This window comes from Pseudoduganella sp. UC29_71 (genome assembly GCF_042693265.1).
Lineage (GTDB): Bacteria > Pseudomonadota > Gammaproteobacteria > Burkholderiales > Burkholderiaceae_D > Rugamonas.
Map to the genome: position 1 here is coordinate 4,865,804 of NZ_CP170549.1, position 16,047 is coordinate 4,881,850.

Consider the following 16,047-nt stretch of genomic DNA (forward strand, 5'->3'; position numbering starts at 1 on the left):
TTCCCTTTTTCGATTATTGCAAAAAATTAGTTGGAGAGCGCTTTGCTGACCACTTCCATCACGTCGTTCGACAGCGGCGCGGCGCGCGCCACTTGTTCCAGCGCGCGGCGCATCTGCTCCTGCAGCTCGGGCGCGTAACGGCGCCAGCGGTCCATGCTGCGCGCCAGGCGCGCGGCCACTTGCGGGTTCAGCGCGTCCAGCGCGATCACGTGCTCGGCCCAGAACTCATAGGCGCTGCCGTCCCTGGCGTGGAACTGCGATGGGTTGGCGTTGCAGAAGCTGAAGATCAGGCTGCGCGCGCGGTTCGGGTTCTTCAGGGTGAAGGCCGGATGCTGCATCAGCTTGCGCACGGCCGCCACGTCGGTGTTGGGGGCGGCAGCCTGCATGGCGAACCACTTGTCCACCACCAGCGCTTCGTTGCAGAAGTCGTCGTAGAAGTTCTGCAGGTAGGCGCGCGCGTCTTCGCCGCTGTGGATCAGCGCTACCAGCGCGGCGGCGCGGTCGGTCATGTTGGTGGCCTGCTCGAACTGCTGCTGCGCGAGCTTCAGTTCGGCCGTGCCCGGATCGATCAGCAGATAGGCCAGCGCCAGGTTTTTCAGGCCGCGCTTGCCGGCCGATTGCGCGTCCGGGCTGTAGGGGCCGGGCGTCTGGTTGGCCTGGTATTGGGCCAGCAGCTCGGGCGCGAGCTCGCGCGCAATGGTGCGGCGCATGAACTGGCGCGCAGCGTGGATGGCGTGCGGGTCCACCACGTCCATCTGCTCGGCGATGATGGTTTCGGACGGCAGCACCAGCGCCAGTTCACGGAAGGCCGCGTCCAGCTTGTCGTCCACCAGCACGGCGCGCTGCGCGGCGATGAAGGTGTCGTCCAGTTCCAGCGCGGCGCCGGAGGCCACGGCGGCGGTCAGTTTCTGCAGGCGCTCCATGGCCAGGCGCTGGCCCGCTTCCCAGCGGTTCACGGCGTCGCTGTCGTAGCGGAACAGGTGCAGCAGTTCGGCGTCCGTGTACGGATACTCCAGCACGATGGGCGCGGAAAAATCGCGCAGGATGGACGGCACCGGCTCTTCGCGCACATTGGTGAAGCGGAAGGTTTGCTCGGCTTCCTTGAGCTCGAGCACGGCCGTGGTGGCGCCCACCACTTCGCCGTCCAGCGCCAGCGCCATGTCCTTGCCTTCCGCGTCCAGCAGGCCCACCGCCACCGGAATGTGGAAGGGCAGCTTGTTGGTCTGGCCGGGCGTGTCCGGGCAGCGCTGGCTCAGCGTGATGTCGTAGGTTTGCGCGGCCGCGTCATAGCGCGTGCTGGCGGTGACGATGGGCGTGCCGGCCTGGCTGTACCAGCGCTCGAACTGGTCCAGGTCGCGGCCGTTGGCGTCGGCCATGGCGGCGCGGAAGTCGTCGCACTGCACGGCCTGGCCGTCGTGGCGTTCAAAGTACAGGTCCATGCCTTTGCGGAAGCCTTCGCGGCCCAGCAGGGTCTGGTACATGCGCACCACTTCCGCGCCTTTTTCGTACACGGTGACGGTGTAGAAGTTGTTGATCTCGACGAAGGAGTCCGGGCGCACCGGGTGCGCCATCGGGCCGGCGTCTTCCGGGAACTGGGCTTGGCGCAAGGTGCGCACCTGGTCGATGCGGGTGACGGCGCGGCCGCTGGCCGTGCCTATCATGTCGGCGCTGAATTCCTGGTCGCGGAACACGGTCAGGCCTTCCTTCAGCGACAGCTGGAACCAGTCGCGGCAGGTGACGCGGTTGCCGGTCCAGTTGTGGAAGTACTCGTGCCCCACCACGGCCTCGATGCCGGCGTAGTCGATGTCGGTGGCCACGCGCGAATTGGCCAGCACGAACTTGGTGTTGAAGATGTTCAGGCCCTTGTTCTCCATGGCGCCCATGTTGAAGTCGCCCACGGCGACGATCATGAAGCGGTCCAGGTCCAGCTCCAGGCCGAAGCGCTCCTCGTCCCAGTGGATGGAATTCTTCAGCGACTGCATGGCGTAGTCGGTCTTGTCCAGGTTGCCCTCTTCCACCCACACCTGCAGCAGCACCTCGCGGCCGGACTTCAGCGTGTAGGTCTCTTCCTGGCACACCAGGCGCGCGGCCACCAGCGCGAACAGGTAGGACGGCTTCTTGAACGGGTCTTCCCACTTGGCGTAGTGGCGGCCGTCCGGCAGGTCGCCCTGCTCGAGCAGGTTGCCGTTCGAGAGCAGCACCGGATAGCGCTGCTTGTCGGCGCGCAGCATGACGGTGTACTTGGCCATCACGTCCGGGCGGTCCGGGAAGTAGGTGATGCGGCGGAAACCCTCGGCTTCGCACTGGGTGTAGAAGCTGCCGTTCGACACGTACAGGCCGGACAGCGTGGTGTTCAGCTCGGGCGCGCACAGGGTTTCGATTTCCAGCGTCACCTCGGCCGGCGCCTTGGGGATGGTCAGCGAGTGGCTGCCCAGCAGGTACTGGCCCGGCTGCAGCGTCTTGCCGTTCATGCGCAGCGCCACCAGCTCGATTTCCTCGCCGTGCAGCACGATCTCCTTGCTCTTGCTGGCCGGGTTGCGGCTCAGCGTGACCCGGTTGGCCACGATGGTGCGGGCCGGGTCCAGGTCGAAGCCCAGTTCCACGGTGTGCACCAGATAGCTGGGAGGGGTATAGTCTTTACGGAAGATCGTCTGTGGGCTGTCAGTGCGCATGGGGGAATTCGATCGGACTAAGGGAAAAGGGTATTTTACCAACACCGGGCTGGAGGACGCGCTAATTGCCTCCTTTCTTTTCCGCTTTCCCACCCGCCGTAACATTCTGTAATAGTTAAGCGCAACTTTCACTGCCGTCTTACACTATATGAATCGACCATTGTGTTTTATGATAGTCTTTTAAATTGCTGGGGAGCAATGCCATGAAATCTTTAGCCATTCTGGTGGCGGCGGCCAGTTTGCTGCTGAGCGGTTGCGCCACTACTGTCCGCAGCGACGTCACCACCTTCCAGGCCTGGCCATCGGACCTGGCTGACAAATCCTATGTGTTCGACCAGCCGCGCAGCCCGGACGACACGCTGGAACTGCGCACCTACCAGGCCATGGTGGGCAATGAGCTGAGCAAGCTGGGCTTCACCCAGGCCGCCGACGGCAACAGCGCCAAGCTGAAAGTGGGCGTCTTCGTCAGCACCATCGACCGCCCGACCCGCGTGCTGGAAGCCTACGACCCGTTCTGGACCGGTCCTTACTATGGCCGGGGTTTCTACGGCCGCGGCTTCTACCGTCCGTACTGGGGCTATGCACGCTACAGCCCGTTCTACGATCCGTTCTTCTACGGTCCGATGGAGCTGCGCGAAACCATCCGCCACAACTACGAGCGCCAGCTGCGCGTGGCCATCAACACCATGAGCGGCCAAAAGCTGTATGACGTGACGGTACAAAACACCAGCCGCAAGCAATCCACGCCGCAAATCATGCCGGCGCTGGTGCAAAGCGCCTTCACCGGCTTCCCGGCGCAGAACGGCCAGGTACGGCAGGTGGAGCTGGAGCTCAAGTAGGCGCGCGGAGGCGGCGGGTTACGCTGCGCTAACCCGCCCTACGGCCATACCGGCGGCCCGTACGGCGGGTTAGCGCGCCAGCGCCTAAGCCGCCGAATCAGCTGAAATATGCCTCGGACGCGAATGTAATCGCCACCACCAGCAGCACCGCCGTCACCAGCACGGCGAGCAGGCGCCCGAATTTTGGGTTGCCGTCGTCGTCGCTGGTCTGGTCTTCTGTGCTCATAAGTCTCAAGGAAGCAGGATGGAGGAGCCGGTCGTCTTGCGCGACTCCAGGTCGATGTGGGCCTGTGCCACATCGGCCAGATTATAGCGCTGCTTGACGGCGATCTTCACTTCCCCGCTGCTCACCACGCCGAACAGCGACTTCGCCATCGCCTCCAGGTCCTCGCGCCTGGCCGCGTAGGACATCAGCGTCGGCCGCGTCACGTACAGCGAGCCGCGCGACTGCAGTTCGTTCAGGCTGAACGGCGGCACCGGGCCGGACGCGTTGCCGAAGCTGACCATGGTGCCCAGCGGCGACAGGCAGTCGAGCGAACCGAAGAAGGTATCCTTGCCGATCGAATCGTAGACCACCGACACGCCCTTGCCGCCCGTGATCTCGCGCACGCGCTCGGTGAAGTTCTCCTTGTTGTAATTGATGACGTGCGCCGCGCCGTTCTCGATGGCCAGCGCCGCCTTCTCCTCCGAGCCCACGGTGCCGATCAAATTCACGCCCAGCACCTTGGCCCACTGGCACGCAATCAGGCCCACGCCGCCGGCCGCCGCGTGGAACAGCACCGTGTCGCCCGCCTTCAGCGCCACCGTGCGGTGCAGCAGGTACTGTACCGTCAAGCCCTGCAGCATCATGGCCGCGCCGGTGTCAAAGTCGATCTTCTCCGGCAGCACCACCAGCTGCGCCGACGGCATATTGCGCACCTGCGCATAGGCGCCGTTCGGGCGGCCCGCATACACCACGCGGTCGCCCGGCTTCACTTCCGTCACGCCCTCGCCTACCGCCTCCACCACGCCCGCGCCTTCCATGCCCAGGCCGGCCGGCAGCGGCTGCGGATACAGGCCGGTGCGGAAATACACGTCGATGAAATTGACGCCGATGGCCTCGTGGCGCACGGTCGCCTCGCCGGGACCGGGCGCGCCCACGTCCACGTCCACATACTCCATCACTTCCGGCCCGCCGGTGCGGGTCATGCGTATCGCTTTGCTCATGGGGCCTCCTTCGCTTGCAGTTGCAGTTGGGACAGAACCAGGTGCGCCGTCGACATATTGGTGGCGCAAGCCACATTGTGCACGTCGCAGGCGCGCACCAGCGCATTGATGTCCGGTTCGTGCGGCTGCGGGGTCATCGGGTCGCGCAGGAAGATCACCGCGTCGATGCCGCCCTCCACCAGCATGGAGCCGATCTGCAAGTCGCCGCCGAAGGGGCCGGAGTGCTTGCGGTCCACCACCAGGCCCAGCTCGTTGACCAGGCGGCCGCCGGTGGTGCCGGTGGCGGTCAAGGTGCAGGTCTTGAGGAAATCGACATACTCGCCGGCCAGCGTAATCATGTCGTCTTTTTTCTTATCGTGGGCGATCAGGGCAATGCGGGGTTTCATAAGGGCATCCATCAGAAAGTTGAGAAGGCTACTTTTTCGACAACATATAAATTCCTGCGAGCACCAGCGCGGTGCCGCCCAGCTGCCAGTCGGTGACCGGCTCGCCGAGTATCATCGCGCCCAGGAACAAGGTGGAGACCGGGCCTATCATGCCGGCCTGCGACGCCGTGCCGGCGCCGATGCGCTGCACGGCGATCATGGTCATAAACACCGGCATCACCGTGCAGAAGATGCCGTTCACCAGCGACAGCCAGTACACCGGCATGGGCTGGACCAGCAGCGAGGCCGGGCGCAGGATGAAGAACTGCGCGATGCAGGCCACGCTGGACACGCACATCGCGTACGCCACCAGGCGCAGCGAACCGAGGCGCTTGACCATCTCGCCCGAGAACAGCAGGTACAGCGCATAGGAGCTGGCCGAGCCCAGCACCAGCATGGAGCCCAGCGCGATATTCGGCCCGCCACCCTTCAGGTCATGCAGGAACACCAGCACGATGCCCGCATACGACAGCGCCAGCGCCAGCCACTGCCGGCGGCTGATGTGCTGCTTGAGGAACAGCGTGGAAATGATGAGGACGAAAGTCGGCGTCAGGAACAGGATCAGGCGCTCCAGGCCCACCGAGATGTACTGCAGGCCGAGGAAATCGAGAAAGCTCGACAGGTAGTAGCCGATCAGCCCCAGGCCGACCAGACGCCAGCGGTCCGCGCTGGAGAGCGGCGCCTCGGTGCGCATCTTCCACAGCGCCACGGCGGCGAACACCGGCAGCGAGAAAATCATGCGGAACGCGATCAGCGTCACGGCATCGATGTGATAACGGTACAGCAGCTTTGCCACCACCGCCTTGGTCGAGAACAGCACCGCGCCGCCAACGGCGATGGCCAGGCCGCCGAGATAGGCGGAACGATGCAAAGAAGACTGGGCCGTAGCAGTTGCGCTTTTATTCATCCAGCGATTGTAAAGCGAAACGCCCCAGCCCGCTGACGGCCGCCACGCCCCCGTCCCCAACCGAGCTGCGCCGCATTCGGGGCCTGACGGGGACGCCGAGTCCCCGAATGCGGCTCAGGCTGGTTGAAAACGCGGCTGACGATAGGGTCAGGCTATCGTGACGGCGGGGGTGCCGGCGGTGACGGTGGCGGTGGTCGTGCGGGCGATGACGGTAGCCGGCGCGGTGCCGCCGGCCAGCTTGTTCACTTGCTTGAACTGGGCCACCAGCTTGCCGGGCGTGAGCGTGACCACCGTGTAGCCTTGCGCGTCGGTGTTGAGGTGCTTGAGCCAGGGGTTGTTGCCCAGCCCGGCCAGTTGCTGCGCCAGCGGGAGCAGTTGGCCGTTGAAGCCGGTGTCGGCTTTGAGGCCGGCCAGCAGCGCCGCCACCGTGGCGTCCGCTTGCGCTTCGGGCAGGCTGCGCGCGAGGGCGCCGCGCAGTTGCACGCGCACTTGTTCGAGCAGGCTGTCGGCCGTCGGCGCGGCTTTGCCCATGGTGTAGTCGAGCAGGTTGACGCTGATGCTCACGCTGCCCAGGCCGGGCACCGGCAGGCTCAGGGGATACGACACCAAGGTGGCCAGGTCGCCCAGGCTGGCGGCGGCGTCCTTCAGGTAGGTGAAGAAGGAGTCGGAGCTGATGCCGGCCGAGACCAGGTCGACCATGACCGGCGTGCCGCCGCCTGCCGCGTCGTAGTCGTCGTGCACGGCGCCGGCGAAGAAGGAGTGGATGTCGCCGGTGAGCGCGACCACGTTGGCCACGCTGTTGGCTTTCAGGTGCGCCATCAGCGCCTTGCGTTCGCCGTTGTAGCCGTCCCACTGGTCGCAGTTGAGCAGGAAGCGGCGGAAGTATGGCGCCAGCGCGGCCTGATTGCCGGAGGCGGTGACGAAGGGCGATTCGACTTTTTTGGCGAGGATGTCGGGCTTGATCCAGCCGAAGGCGATGAACTGCGCGGCGGCGGCGGCCACGGCGGCGGGCGCGCTGCCGGCGGCCAGCGCGTTGGCGGCGGCGCCGAACGCGGCCACGGCCACGCTGGCGGCGCCAGCGCCCAGGCCGGCTGCGGCTGCGGCGCCGATCTGGGCGCTGGTATCCTTGCCGCCCGCAGCAGCGGTGGCGATGGCGGTGGCGCCGGCCTGCGCTTGCGCGGGCGTGGCGCCGGCCGTGGAGGCGGCGACGATGGCGGAGGCCACCGGCAGGCTGCCGCCGGCCAGCGGCGCGGTGCTGGCGATGGAGCCGGCCAGCGGTGTCACCGAGGCCAGCGCCAGCAAGGTGGCGATGGCGTCCGTGCCGCTCAGTCCCATGCGCAGCAGCGACACTTCATTGCCCCACAGTTTCCAGGTGGCGGTGGCGGTCTTCATCTTGTCCATCCACCACGCGCGCTGGGTGTTGCCCAGCATGCTCACCAGGGTCAGCGGATCGCTGCCGGCCTTGGTGGCGGCGGCGATCCTGGCCGCTTCGGCGCCGTTGTAGATGTCCTGCGCCACCATGTAGCGCGTGCCCACGCTGCCCAGCGGCTGGCCGGTGGCGGGGTTGGGGCTGGACTCGGGCACGGCGTGGTCGGCGCGGTACAGGCGCTGGTCGGTCATCACCAGCTGCATCAGGGTGCCGAACTGGAAGTCGCGGTAGATCTGGATGTTCTGGAAGCCGGTGCCGCTGGTGTCGAGCGTGACGTCGGCCGGCATGTATTCGAACCAGGCCTGGTTGGCGTTGCGGCGCCGCTGCGGGGCGTGCACGTCCAGCGCGCCGGCCTGGGTTTCGTAGGTCTGCGTGTCCTGCCAGGCGTCGTCCGAGAATTCGTGGTCGTCCCAGATGGCGATGAAGGCAAAGCGCTCGTGCACCGCCTGCAAGCGCGTGTCGGTGCGGTATTTCTTGTACAGGTAGCGGTAGTCGGCCAGCGAGGTGGCGTACTTGGCGCCGCTGCTGCCGCTCTTGAAGGCGCCGTCAGGCAGCTTGAGCGCGTCGTGCCGGGTTTCCACGGCGCCGGCCTGGAAGCTTTCGCCCACGGTCTCGTAAATGTAGTCGCCCAGGTGGATGATGAAATCGAGGTTTTCATTGGCGGCGATGTGGCCCAGCGCGCCCCAGTGGTTGATGCTCCAGTCCTGGCAGGTCAGGTAGGCGAACTGCAGCTGGGCCACGCTGGCGCCGGCCGCCGGGGCGGTCTTGAAGCGCGCCACGTTGGAGCGCACGTCGCCGGCGGCGAACTGGTAGTAATAGGTGGTGTTGGGCTGCAGGCCGGTGAGCTTGTGGCGGATGGTGTTGTCGTACTGCGCTTGCGCGGCCACCTTGATGTTGACCAGCAGGCTGCCCGCCAGCGCGGCCGGGGTGCCGATGGCCTTGCTGTTGTCTTCGGTGCTGACCAAGAGGCGCAGCACCACGTCGTCGCCGGCGGCGACGGCGGCCACCGGATCGAGCGATGCGGCCACCACGCGCGTCCAGAGCAGGATGCTGTCGGCGCGCGGGTCGCCGGAGGCCACGCTTTGCGGGAATGTCCAGCTGCTGCCGGTGGCCGGCGGCAGGCCGGGCTCCACGTAGTCGCCGCTGCCGCAGCCTGCCAGCCCGCCGGTGGCGGCCGATACGGTGATGAATCCGCCGAATTTCAAAAACTGCCGTCTATCCATTTTGCTCCCGCCTACAAAATAAAGTATGGACGGAAAGCTTAGCAAAAACTTATTTCATCGCGGTGACAGGTGATGACTATATTGCATGACCGGCGAAGCCAGCCGTGGCGCCGGGACGGTTTTTCAGAGGGGCCTTATGCTAAAATACCGGCCTCACTGGCATACCGTCGAAGGAAGATTGAACATGGCTGGACACAGCAAATGGGCCAATATCAAGCATAAAAAGGCTGCAACGGACGCGAAACGCGGCAAAATCTGGACGCGCCTGATCAAGGAGATCACCGTGGCGGCGCGCATGGGCGGCGGCGACATCAACACCAATCCGCGCCTGCGCCTGGCGGTGGACAAGGCGGCCGACGCCAATATGCCCAAGGATAACGTGCAACGCGCGATCACGCGCGGCACCGGCGGCGAGGACGGCGCCAGCTACGAGGAAGTACGCTACGAAGGCTACGGCATCGGCGGCGCGGCCATCATCGTCGACTGCATGACCGACAACCGCGTGCGCACCGTGGCCGAAGTACGCCACGCCTTCAACAAATACGGCGGCAATATGGGCACCGAAGGCTCGGTGGCCTTCATGTTCAAGCATTGCGGCCAGTTCCTGTTCGCGCCCGGCGTGAACGAGGACAAGCTGATGGAAGCGGCGCTGGAAGCGGGCGCCGAAGACGTGATCGCCGACGAGGAAGGCGGCTTCGAAGTCATCTGCGGCCCGCACGACTTCTCGGCCGTCAAGGACGCGCTGGAAGCGGCCGGCTTCAAGGCCGAAGTGGCCGAGATCATCATGAAGCCCGCCACCGAAACCGTGTTCACCGGCGACGACGCGGCCAAGATGCAAAAGCTGCTCGACGCGCTGGAGAACCTGGACGACGTGCAGGAAGTCTATTCCAACGCCCTGATCGAAGACTGATCGCGGCCACCAGCGTCACCAGCATTTCAAGCGGCCGCAGGGCCGCTTTCCCAGTTCTACATTCGGAAACGGTCCTATGAAAATTTTGGTAGTCGGCTCAGGCGGCCGCGAACACGCCCTGGCCTGGAAACTGGCCCAATCGGAACGCGTGCAGATGGTGTACGTGGCCCCCGGCAATGGCGGCACCGCGCTCGATGCGCGCCTGCAGAACATCAACATCACCGACCTGCACGAGCTGGCCGCGTTCTGCGAGAACGAGCACATTGCGCTGACCGTGGTCGGCCCGGAAACCCCGCTGGCCGGCGGCATCGTCAACCTCTTCCGCGCGCGCGGCCTGAAGGTGTTCGGCCCGACCAGGGAAGCGGCGCAGCTCGAATCGTCGAAGGACTTCGCCAAGGCCTTCATGCAGCGCCACGGCATCCCCACCGCCGAATACCAGACCTTCTCGGACGTGAAGCAGGCCCACGCCTACATCGACGCCAAGGGCGCGCCCATCGTCATCAAGGCCGACGGCCTGGCGGCCGGCAAGGGCGTGGTGGTGGCCATGTCGCTGGAAGAAGCGCACCAGGCGGTGGACCACATGCTGGCCGATAACCGCTTCGGCGACGCCGGCGCGCGCATCGTCATCGAGGAATTCCTGGCCGGCGAGGAAGCCTCCTTCATCGTCATGTGCGACGGCAAGAACATCCTGCCGCTGGCCACCTCGCAGGACCACAAGCGCCTGCAGGACGCCGACCAGGGTCCCAACACCGGCGGCATGGGCGCCTACTCGCCCGCCCCCATCGTGACCCCGGCCATGCATGCGCGCGTGATGCGCGAGATCATCAATCCCACCATCGCCGGCATGCACAAGGACGGCATCCCGTTCACCGGCTTCCTGTACGCCGGCCTGATGATCGACGCGGCCGGCAATCCGAAGACGCTGGAATTCAACTGCCGCATGGGCGACCCTGAAACCCAGCCCATCATGTCGCGCCTGAAGACGGACCTGCTGACGGTGATGGAGCACGCCGTCAACGGCACGCTGGACGCGGTGGAACTGGAATGGGACCGCCGCACGGCCGTGGGCGTGGTGCTGGCTGCCGCCGGCTACCCGGAGACCCCGGTCAAGGGCGACATCATCGACGGCATTCCGGCCGAGACGCCGGAATCGGTCACCTTCCACGCCGGCACGGCGCAGGTGGACGGCAAGCTGGTCACCAACGGCGGCCGCGTGCTGTGCGTGGTCGGCCTGGGCGACAGCATCAAGATGGCGCAGAAGCAAGCCTACGAAGCGGTGGACAAGATCCACTTCGACGGCATGCAGTACCGCAGCGACATCGGCTGGCGCGGCCTCAAACATTAACACCACGGGGTCAGGTCCGGCATCGCGCCATGCCGCAAGGCATGGCGCGATGCCGGACCTGACCCCAAGCGTGCTGCGCGCCGCGTGCTACAATCCCGTCCTTCCACTTTTTTTCCCACCGCACGATGTCGTCCACGCCTTCCCCTGCCGCCGTCAAGGATTACCTGCTCGACCTGCAGAACCGCATCGTGCAGGCGCTGGAACAGCTGGATGGCGTGCCGTTTTTGCGCGACGCGTGGGACCGCCCGGAGGGCGGCGGCGGCATTTCGCGCCTGGTGGAGGAAGGCAATGTGCTGGAGCGCGGGGGCTGCAATTTTTCGCACGTGATGGGCGCGGCGCTGCCGCCGTCCGCCGCTGCGGCCCGCCCTGAACTGGGCGGGCGCGCGTGGGAGGCGACCGGGGTGTCGCTGGTGCTGCATCCGCGCAATCCGTACGCGCCCACGGTGCACATGAATGTGCGCTTTTTCAGCACCACGGCGGCCGACGGCACGCCGGTATGGTGGTTCGGCGGCGGCATGGACCTGACGCCGTACTACGGCTTCGAGGAAGACGCGCGCCATTTCCACCAGACTTGCGCCGACGCCCTGGCGCCGTACGGCGACGACCTGCATCCGCGCTTCAAGCGCTGGTGCGACGAGTATTTTTACCTGAAACACCGCAAGGAAGCGCGCGGCGTGGGCGGCATCTTCTTCGATGACTTCAACGCCGCCGGTTTCGAGCAAAGCTTCGCCATGGTGCGCAGCGTGGGCGACGCTTTCCTGGCCGCCTACCTGCCGCTGCTGGAGCGCCGCAAGGACACCCCATACGGTGAACGCGAGCGCGACTTCCAGGCTTACCGGCGCGGCCGCTACGTCGAATTCAATCTTGTCTTCGACCGCGGCACGCTGTTCGGCCTGCAGTCCGGCGGGCGCACCGAGGCCATCCTGATGTCGATGCCGCCCATCGTGAAATGGCGCTACGACTGGCACCCGGAGCCCGGTTCGCCGGAAGCGGCGCTGTACACCGACTTCCTGCCGCACCGCGACTGGCTGGCGTAGTGCACACGGTGCCCGATGCCATGCAGCCCGCCCCGGTCCGCCGCATCGCCCTGCTGGGAGGCACATTCGATCCGGTCCATAACGGCCACGTTGCCCTCGGCGCGCATTTCATGCGCCTGCTGCAGGCCGACGAGCTGGTGGTCTTGCCCGCCCTGCCCTGGCAGAAGGCGGCGCTGAAGGCCACGCCGGCCCAGCGCGCCGAAATGGTGGCGCTGGCTTTTGCCGGCCAGCCTTTCCCGGTGACGGTGGACCGGCGCGAGCTGGAACGCGGCCAGCCGACCTACACGGTGGACACGCTGCGCGGGCTGCGCGCCGAACTGGGTCCGCAGGCGTCCATCGCTTTCCTGATGGGCGCCGACCAGCTGCAGCGGCTGGACACCTGGCATGACTGGCAGGCGCTGTTCGGGCTGGCCCACCTGTGCGTGGCGGCCCGTCCCGGCTTCCGGCTGGACGCCCTGCCCCCGGCAGTGGCACAAGAATTCGCCCGGCGCGCGGCTGCGCCGGAGCAGATAGGAAAATCGCCGTCTGGACTGACGTGCATGGCGCCCGACCTGGCGCTGGACATCTCAGCCACCGGCATTCGTGCGGCATTACAACGCGGAAATGGGCCGGCTTCGCCAGCCTTACTTATTCCGCCGGTAGTGCTAGACTATATTGAACAACATAATCTTTACAAAGAATAATGGATATTAAAAAACTGCAAACCGTTGTCGTGGATGCCCTGGAAGACGTCAAGGGCCAGGAAATCGCGCTGTTCGACACCACCCACCTGACCAGCCTGTTCGACCGCATCGCCATCGTGTCCGGCACCTCCAACCGCCAGACCAAGGCGCTGGCCGCCTCGGTGCGCGACAAGGTGAAGGAAGCCGGCGGCGACGTGATCGGCATGGAAGGCGAGGACACCGGTGAGTGGGTGCTGGTTGACCTGGGCGACATGATCGTCCACATCATGCAGGCGCCGATCCGCGCTTACTACCGCTTGGAAGAAATCTGGGGCGACAAGCCGGTGAAGCTGGGCGCGGCCAAGCGCAAGTCCACCAAGGAAGGCGCCGACGCCGACGCGCCGAAGAAAGTGTCCGGCCACCTGGCTGCGGGCAAGAAGGAAAAGGCCGCCGAGCCTGTCATCGAGAAGAAGGCCGCGCCGGCCCGCAAGCCTGGTGTGACCAGGGCCAAGCCGAAAGCGGCGCCGGCCGACGACACCGTGGTGGCCAAGAAGCCGGCCGCGCGCAAGAAGGCTGCCGCGCCGGCCATCGATCCGTCCATCCCGGAAGGCAAGAAGATCAAGGTCGGCGTGAGCAAGTCGCTGGTCGCGTCCACCAAGGCCAACCGCGAAGAGAAGGCCAAGGTCGCCTCCAAGCTGAAGGCAGCGGCCGAAGCCCCGGCCAAGACCGTGATCAAGCGCCTGAAAAAAGCCGCAGCCGAGTAAGGTCGTTCAGTGCAGCTGATTATTGCCGCAGTCGGGCACAAGATGCCGGCCTGGATCGAGTCCGGCTTTTCCGAGTACACCAAGCGCATGCCGCCCGAGCTGCGCATCGTGCTCAAGGAAATCAAGCCGGTGGAGCGCTCCGGCAGCAAGACCGCCGCCACCGCGATGGCGCTGGAGCGCGAGCGCATCGAGGCGGCGCTGCCGAAGTCGGTGCGCATCATCGCGCTTGACGAACGCGGCAAGGACTTGACCAGCGTGGGCTTGTCCCAGCAGCTGGAGCTGTGGCAGCAGGACGGGCGCGACACGGCCTTCCTGATCGGCGGCGCCGACGGGCTGGACCCGGCGCTGAAGGCGAAGGCCGAAGGCCTGATCCGCATCTCCAGCATGACGCTGCCCCATGGGATGGTGCGCGTGATGCTGGCCGAGCAGCTGTACCGTGCATGGACAATTACGCAGAACCACCCTTATCATCGCATCTAGACGATGAAAGCATAAACATGAGACCGGTCGACAAGAAGATCTACCTTGCCTCCAAGAGCCCGCGCCGGCGCGAGCTGCTGCGCCAGATCGGCGTCGATTTCGAGTTGCTGCTGCTGCGCAGCGACGGCCCGCGCGGCGCCGACGTCACCGAGGACGTGCTGCCCGGCGAGAAGGCCTACGACTACGTGGGCCGCGTGGCGGCCGAAAAAGCGGCCTTTGCGTGGAACCTGGTGCAGCGCCGCCACCTGGTGCTGCGCCCCGTGCTGGCGGCCGACACCACCGTCACGGTGGACGGCGCCATCCTCGGCAAGCCGGCCAACAACGCCGAGGCGGTGGCCATGCTGGAGCAGCTGTCCGGCCGCACCCACCAGGTGATGACGGCCATCGCCGTGCACCACCACCAGCTCGCGCTGCAGGTCACGCAGGTGTCCGAAGTGCGCTTCGGCAAGCTCTCCGAGCAATCCATCAAGGCCTATTGCGCCACCCAGGAACCCTACGACAAGGCCGGCGGCTATGGCATCCAGGGCCTGGCCTCGCTGTTTGTCGAGCATATCGAGGGCAGCCATTCGGGCATCATGGGGCTGCCGCTGTACGAAACCGCCCAATTGCTGCGCCAGGCAGGTTTGCCGTTGCCCTAAGGCCGTGTATGATCTTCGTTCAGAACAATTAGGCAACACTCCATGAACGAAGACATCCTCATCAACATCACCCCGCAGGAAACCCGGGTCGCCCTGATCCTCCAGGGCGCCGTGCAGGAACTGCACATCGAGCGCACCTTGACGCGCGGCCTGGCGGGCAACGTCTATTCGGGCAAGGTGGTGCGGGTGCTGCCGGGCATGCAGTCGGCCTTCATCGACATCGGCCTGGAACGGGCCGCCTTCCTGCACGTGGCCGACATCTGGGAAGCCCGTCCGCACGACGGCCAGAACGCCGCCCCCACGCCGATCGAGAAGATCCTGTTCGACGGCCAGGTGCTGACGGTGCAGGTGATCAAGGACCCGATCGGCACCAAGGGCGCGCGCCTGTCGACGCAGATTTCGATCGCCGGCCGCATGCTGGTGTATCTGCCGCAGGACAACCACATCGGCGTGTCGCAGAAGATCGAGAAGGAATCCGAGCGCGAATCGCTGCGCACCCGCCTGCAGGCGCTGCTGCCGGCCGAGGAAAAAGGCGGCTACATCGTGCGCACCCAGGCCGAGGACGCCTCGGACTCCGACCTGGCGGCCGACGTGGACTACCTGCGCAAGACCTGGGGCGCCATCACGCACGGCGCGCGCACCCTGCCGGCCACCAGCCTGCTGCACCAGGACTTGAACCTGGCCCAGCGCGTGCTGCGCGACTTCGTGCACGACGAGACGGCCACCATCCAGGTGGACTCGCGCGAGAACTACATCGCGCTCACCGAATTCGGCAAGACCTACACCCCCAGCGTGCTGCCGCGCCTGCAGCACTACACCGGCGAGCGGCCGCTGTTCGACCTGTACGGCGTGGAGGAAGAGATCCTGCGCGCGCTGGGCCGGCGCGTGGACCTGAAGTCCGGCGGCTACCTGATCGTCGACCAGACCGAGGCCATGACCACCATCGACGTCAACACCGGCGGCTTCGTGGGCGGTCGCAACTTCGCCGACACCATCTTCAAGACCAACCTGGAAGCGGCGCACGCCATCGCGCGCCAGCTGCGGCTGCGCAACCTGGGCGGCATCATCATCCTCGACTTCATCGACATGGAAAACGCCGAGCACCGCGCGGCGGTGCTGCTGGAGCTGAAAAAGACGCTGGCGCGCGACCGCACCAAGGTGTCGGTGAGCGGCTTCTCGGCGCTGGGGCTGGTGGAGATGACGCGCAAGCGCACCCGCGAATCGCTGGCCCACATCCTGTGCGAACCGTGCCCGGCCTGCGCCGGCAAGGGCCAGGTCAAGACCTCGCGCACCATCTGCTACGAAATCCTGCGCGAGCTGCTGCGCGAAGCCAAGCAGTTCAACCCGCGCGAATTCCGCATCCTGGCCTCGCAGGAAGTGGTGGACCTGTTCCTGGAAGAAGAATCCCAGCACCTGGCCATGCTGGGCGACTTCATCGGCAAGAAAATCTCGCTGCAGGTGGAGAACTCCTACCACCAGGAGCAGTACGACGTGATCCTGATGTAGGCAC

Annotated in this window: 15 protein-coding genes; 9 read left to right on the forward strand and 6 right to left on the reverse strand. The window is 65.8% G+C overall.

Annotated features, from left to right (window positions below):
* Positions 1-26: 26 nt before the first annotated feature.
* Complete coding sequence (gene pepN, locus ACFJI2_RS21555) at positions 27-2,672, reverse strand: aminopeptidase N (protein WP_377701825.1); 2,646 nt, start codon at positions 2,670-2,672, stop codon at positions 27-29.
* A gap of 203 nt (positions 2,673-2,875) precedes the next feature.
* Here pepN and ACFJI2_RS21560 point away from each other — a divergent pair, with 203 nt between their 5' ends.
* Positions 2,876-3,511 carry a DUF4136 domain-containing protein gene (locus tag ACFJI2_RS21560; RefSeq protein ID WP_028833886.1) on the forward strand — a complete coding sequence of 212 codons (636 nt, stop codon included), beginning with the start codon at positions 2,876-2,878 and terminating at the stop codon, positions 3,509-3,511.
* Positions 3,512-3,608: 97 nt separating this feature from the next.
* Here the strand turns inward: ACFJI2_RS21560 and ACFJI2_RS21565 are convergent, their stop codons facing one another.
* From ACFJI2_RS21565 to ACFJI2_RS21585, 5 genes are all read right to left on the reverse strand, one after another.
* The gene (locus ACFJI2_RS21565) at positions 3,609-3,737 is read right to left on the reverse strand and encodes a hypothetical protein (RefSeq protein WP_377701826.1); all 129 of its coding nucleotides are present in this window, start codon (positions 3,735-3,737) and stop codon (positions 3,609-3,611) included.
* A 5-nt stretch (positions 3,738-3,742) separates the two neighbouring features.
* Positions 3,743-4,717: a quinone oxidoreductase family protein gene (locus ACFJI2_RS21570; protein ID WP_377701827.1), complete on the reverse strand. Its 975-nt coding sequence runs from the start codon at positions 4,715-4,717 to the stop codon at positions 3,743-3,745.
* Positions 4,714-5,103 carry a methylglyoxal synthase gene (locus tag ACFJI2_RS21575; protein ID WP_377701828.1) on the reverse strand — a complete coding sequence of 130 codons (390 nt, stop codon included), beginning with the start codon at positions 5,101-5,103 and terminating at the stop codon, positions 4,714-4,716. Before ACFJI2_RS21575 ends, ACFJI2_RS21570 begins: the two co-directional genes overlap by 4 nt.
* A 28-nt stretch (positions 5,104-5,131) precedes the next feature.
* Entirely contained in the window at positions 5,132-6,049 is a 918-nt protein-coding gene (locus ACFJI2_RS21580; protein ID WP_377701829.1) for a DMT family transporter, read from the reverse strand.
* Positions 6,050-6,196: 147 nt separating this feature from the next.
* Positions 6,197-8,701 carry an alkaline phosphatase D family protein gene (locus ACFJI2_RS21585; RefSeq protein WP_377701830.1) on the reverse strand — a complete coding sequence of 835 codons (2,505 nt, stop codon included), beginning with the start codon at positions 8,699-8,701 and terminating at the stop codon, positions 6,197-6,199.
* Positions 8,702-8,885: 184 nt separating this feature from the next.
* Between ACFJI2_RS21585 and ACFJI2_RS21590 the strand changes: the two genes are divergently transcribed.
* From ACFJI2_RS21590 to rng, 8 genes are all read left to right on the forward strand, one after another.
* Positions 8,886-9,611 (forward strand): YebC/PmpR family DNA-binding transcriptional regulator, encoded by a 726-nt coding sequence (locus tag ACFJI2_RS21590; protein ID WP_107873209.1) that lies wholly within the window; start codon positions 8,886-8,888, stop codon positions 9,609-9,611.
* A 76-nt stretch (positions 9,612-9,687) separates the two neighbouring features.
* The gene (purD, locus tag ACFJI2_RS21595) at positions 9,688-10,956 is read left to right on the forward strand and encodes a phosphoribosylamine--glycine ligase (protein ID WP_107873211.1); all 1,269 of its coding nucleotides are present in this window, start codon (positions 9,688-9,690) and stop codon (positions 10,954-10,956) included.
* Positions 10,957-11,081: 125 nt separating this feature from the next.
* Positions 11,082-11,993: an oxygen-dependent coproporphyrinogen oxidase gene (gene hemF, locus ACFJI2_RS21600; RefSeq protein ID WP_377701831.1), complete on the forward strand. Its 912-nt coding sequence runs from the start codon at positions 11,082-11,084 to the stop codon at positions 11,991-11,993.
* A gap of 20 nt (positions 11,994-12,013) precedes the next feature.
* The gene (locus tag ACFJI2_RS21605) at positions 12,014-12,676 is read left to right on the forward strand and encodes a nicotinate-nucleotide adenylyltransferase (protein WP_377705882.1); all 663 of its coding nucleotides are present in this window, start codon (positions 12,014-12,016) and stop codon (positions 12,674-12,676) included.
* Entirely contained in the window at positions 12,676-13,419 is a 744-nt protein-coding gene (gene rsfS / locus ACFJI2_RS21610) for a ribosome silencing factor (protein ID WP_107981015.1), read from the forward strand. The genes ACFJI2_RS21605 and rsfS overlap by 1 nt, the downstream gene beginning before the upstream one ends.
* A gap of 9 nt (positions 13,420-13,428) precedes the next feature.
* Positions 13,429-13,899, forward strand: a complete 471-nt coding sequence (gene rlmH / locus ACFJI2_RS21615) for a 23S rRNA (pseudouridine(1915)-N(3))-methyltransferase RlmH (protein WP_377701833.1) — start codon at positions 13,429-13,431, stop codon at positions 13,897-13,899.
* Positions 13,900-13,916: 17 nt separating this feature from the next.
* The gene (locus ACFJI2_RS21620) at positions 13,917-14,537 is read left to right on the forward strand and encodes a Maf family protein (protein WP_377701834.1); all 621 of its coding nucleotides are present in this window, start codon (positions 13,917-13,919) and stop codon (positions 14,535-14,537) included.
* A 42-nt stretch (positions 14,538-14,579) separates the two neighbouring features.
* The gene (rng, locus tag ACFJI2_RS21625) at positions 14,580-16,043 is read left to right on the forward strand and encodes a ribonuclease G (protein ID WP_107873220.1); all 1,464 of its coding nucleotides are present in this window, start codon (positions 14,580-14,582) and stop codon (positions 16,041-16,043) included.
* The last annotated feature ends 4 nt before the right edge of the window (positions 16,044-16,047 follow it).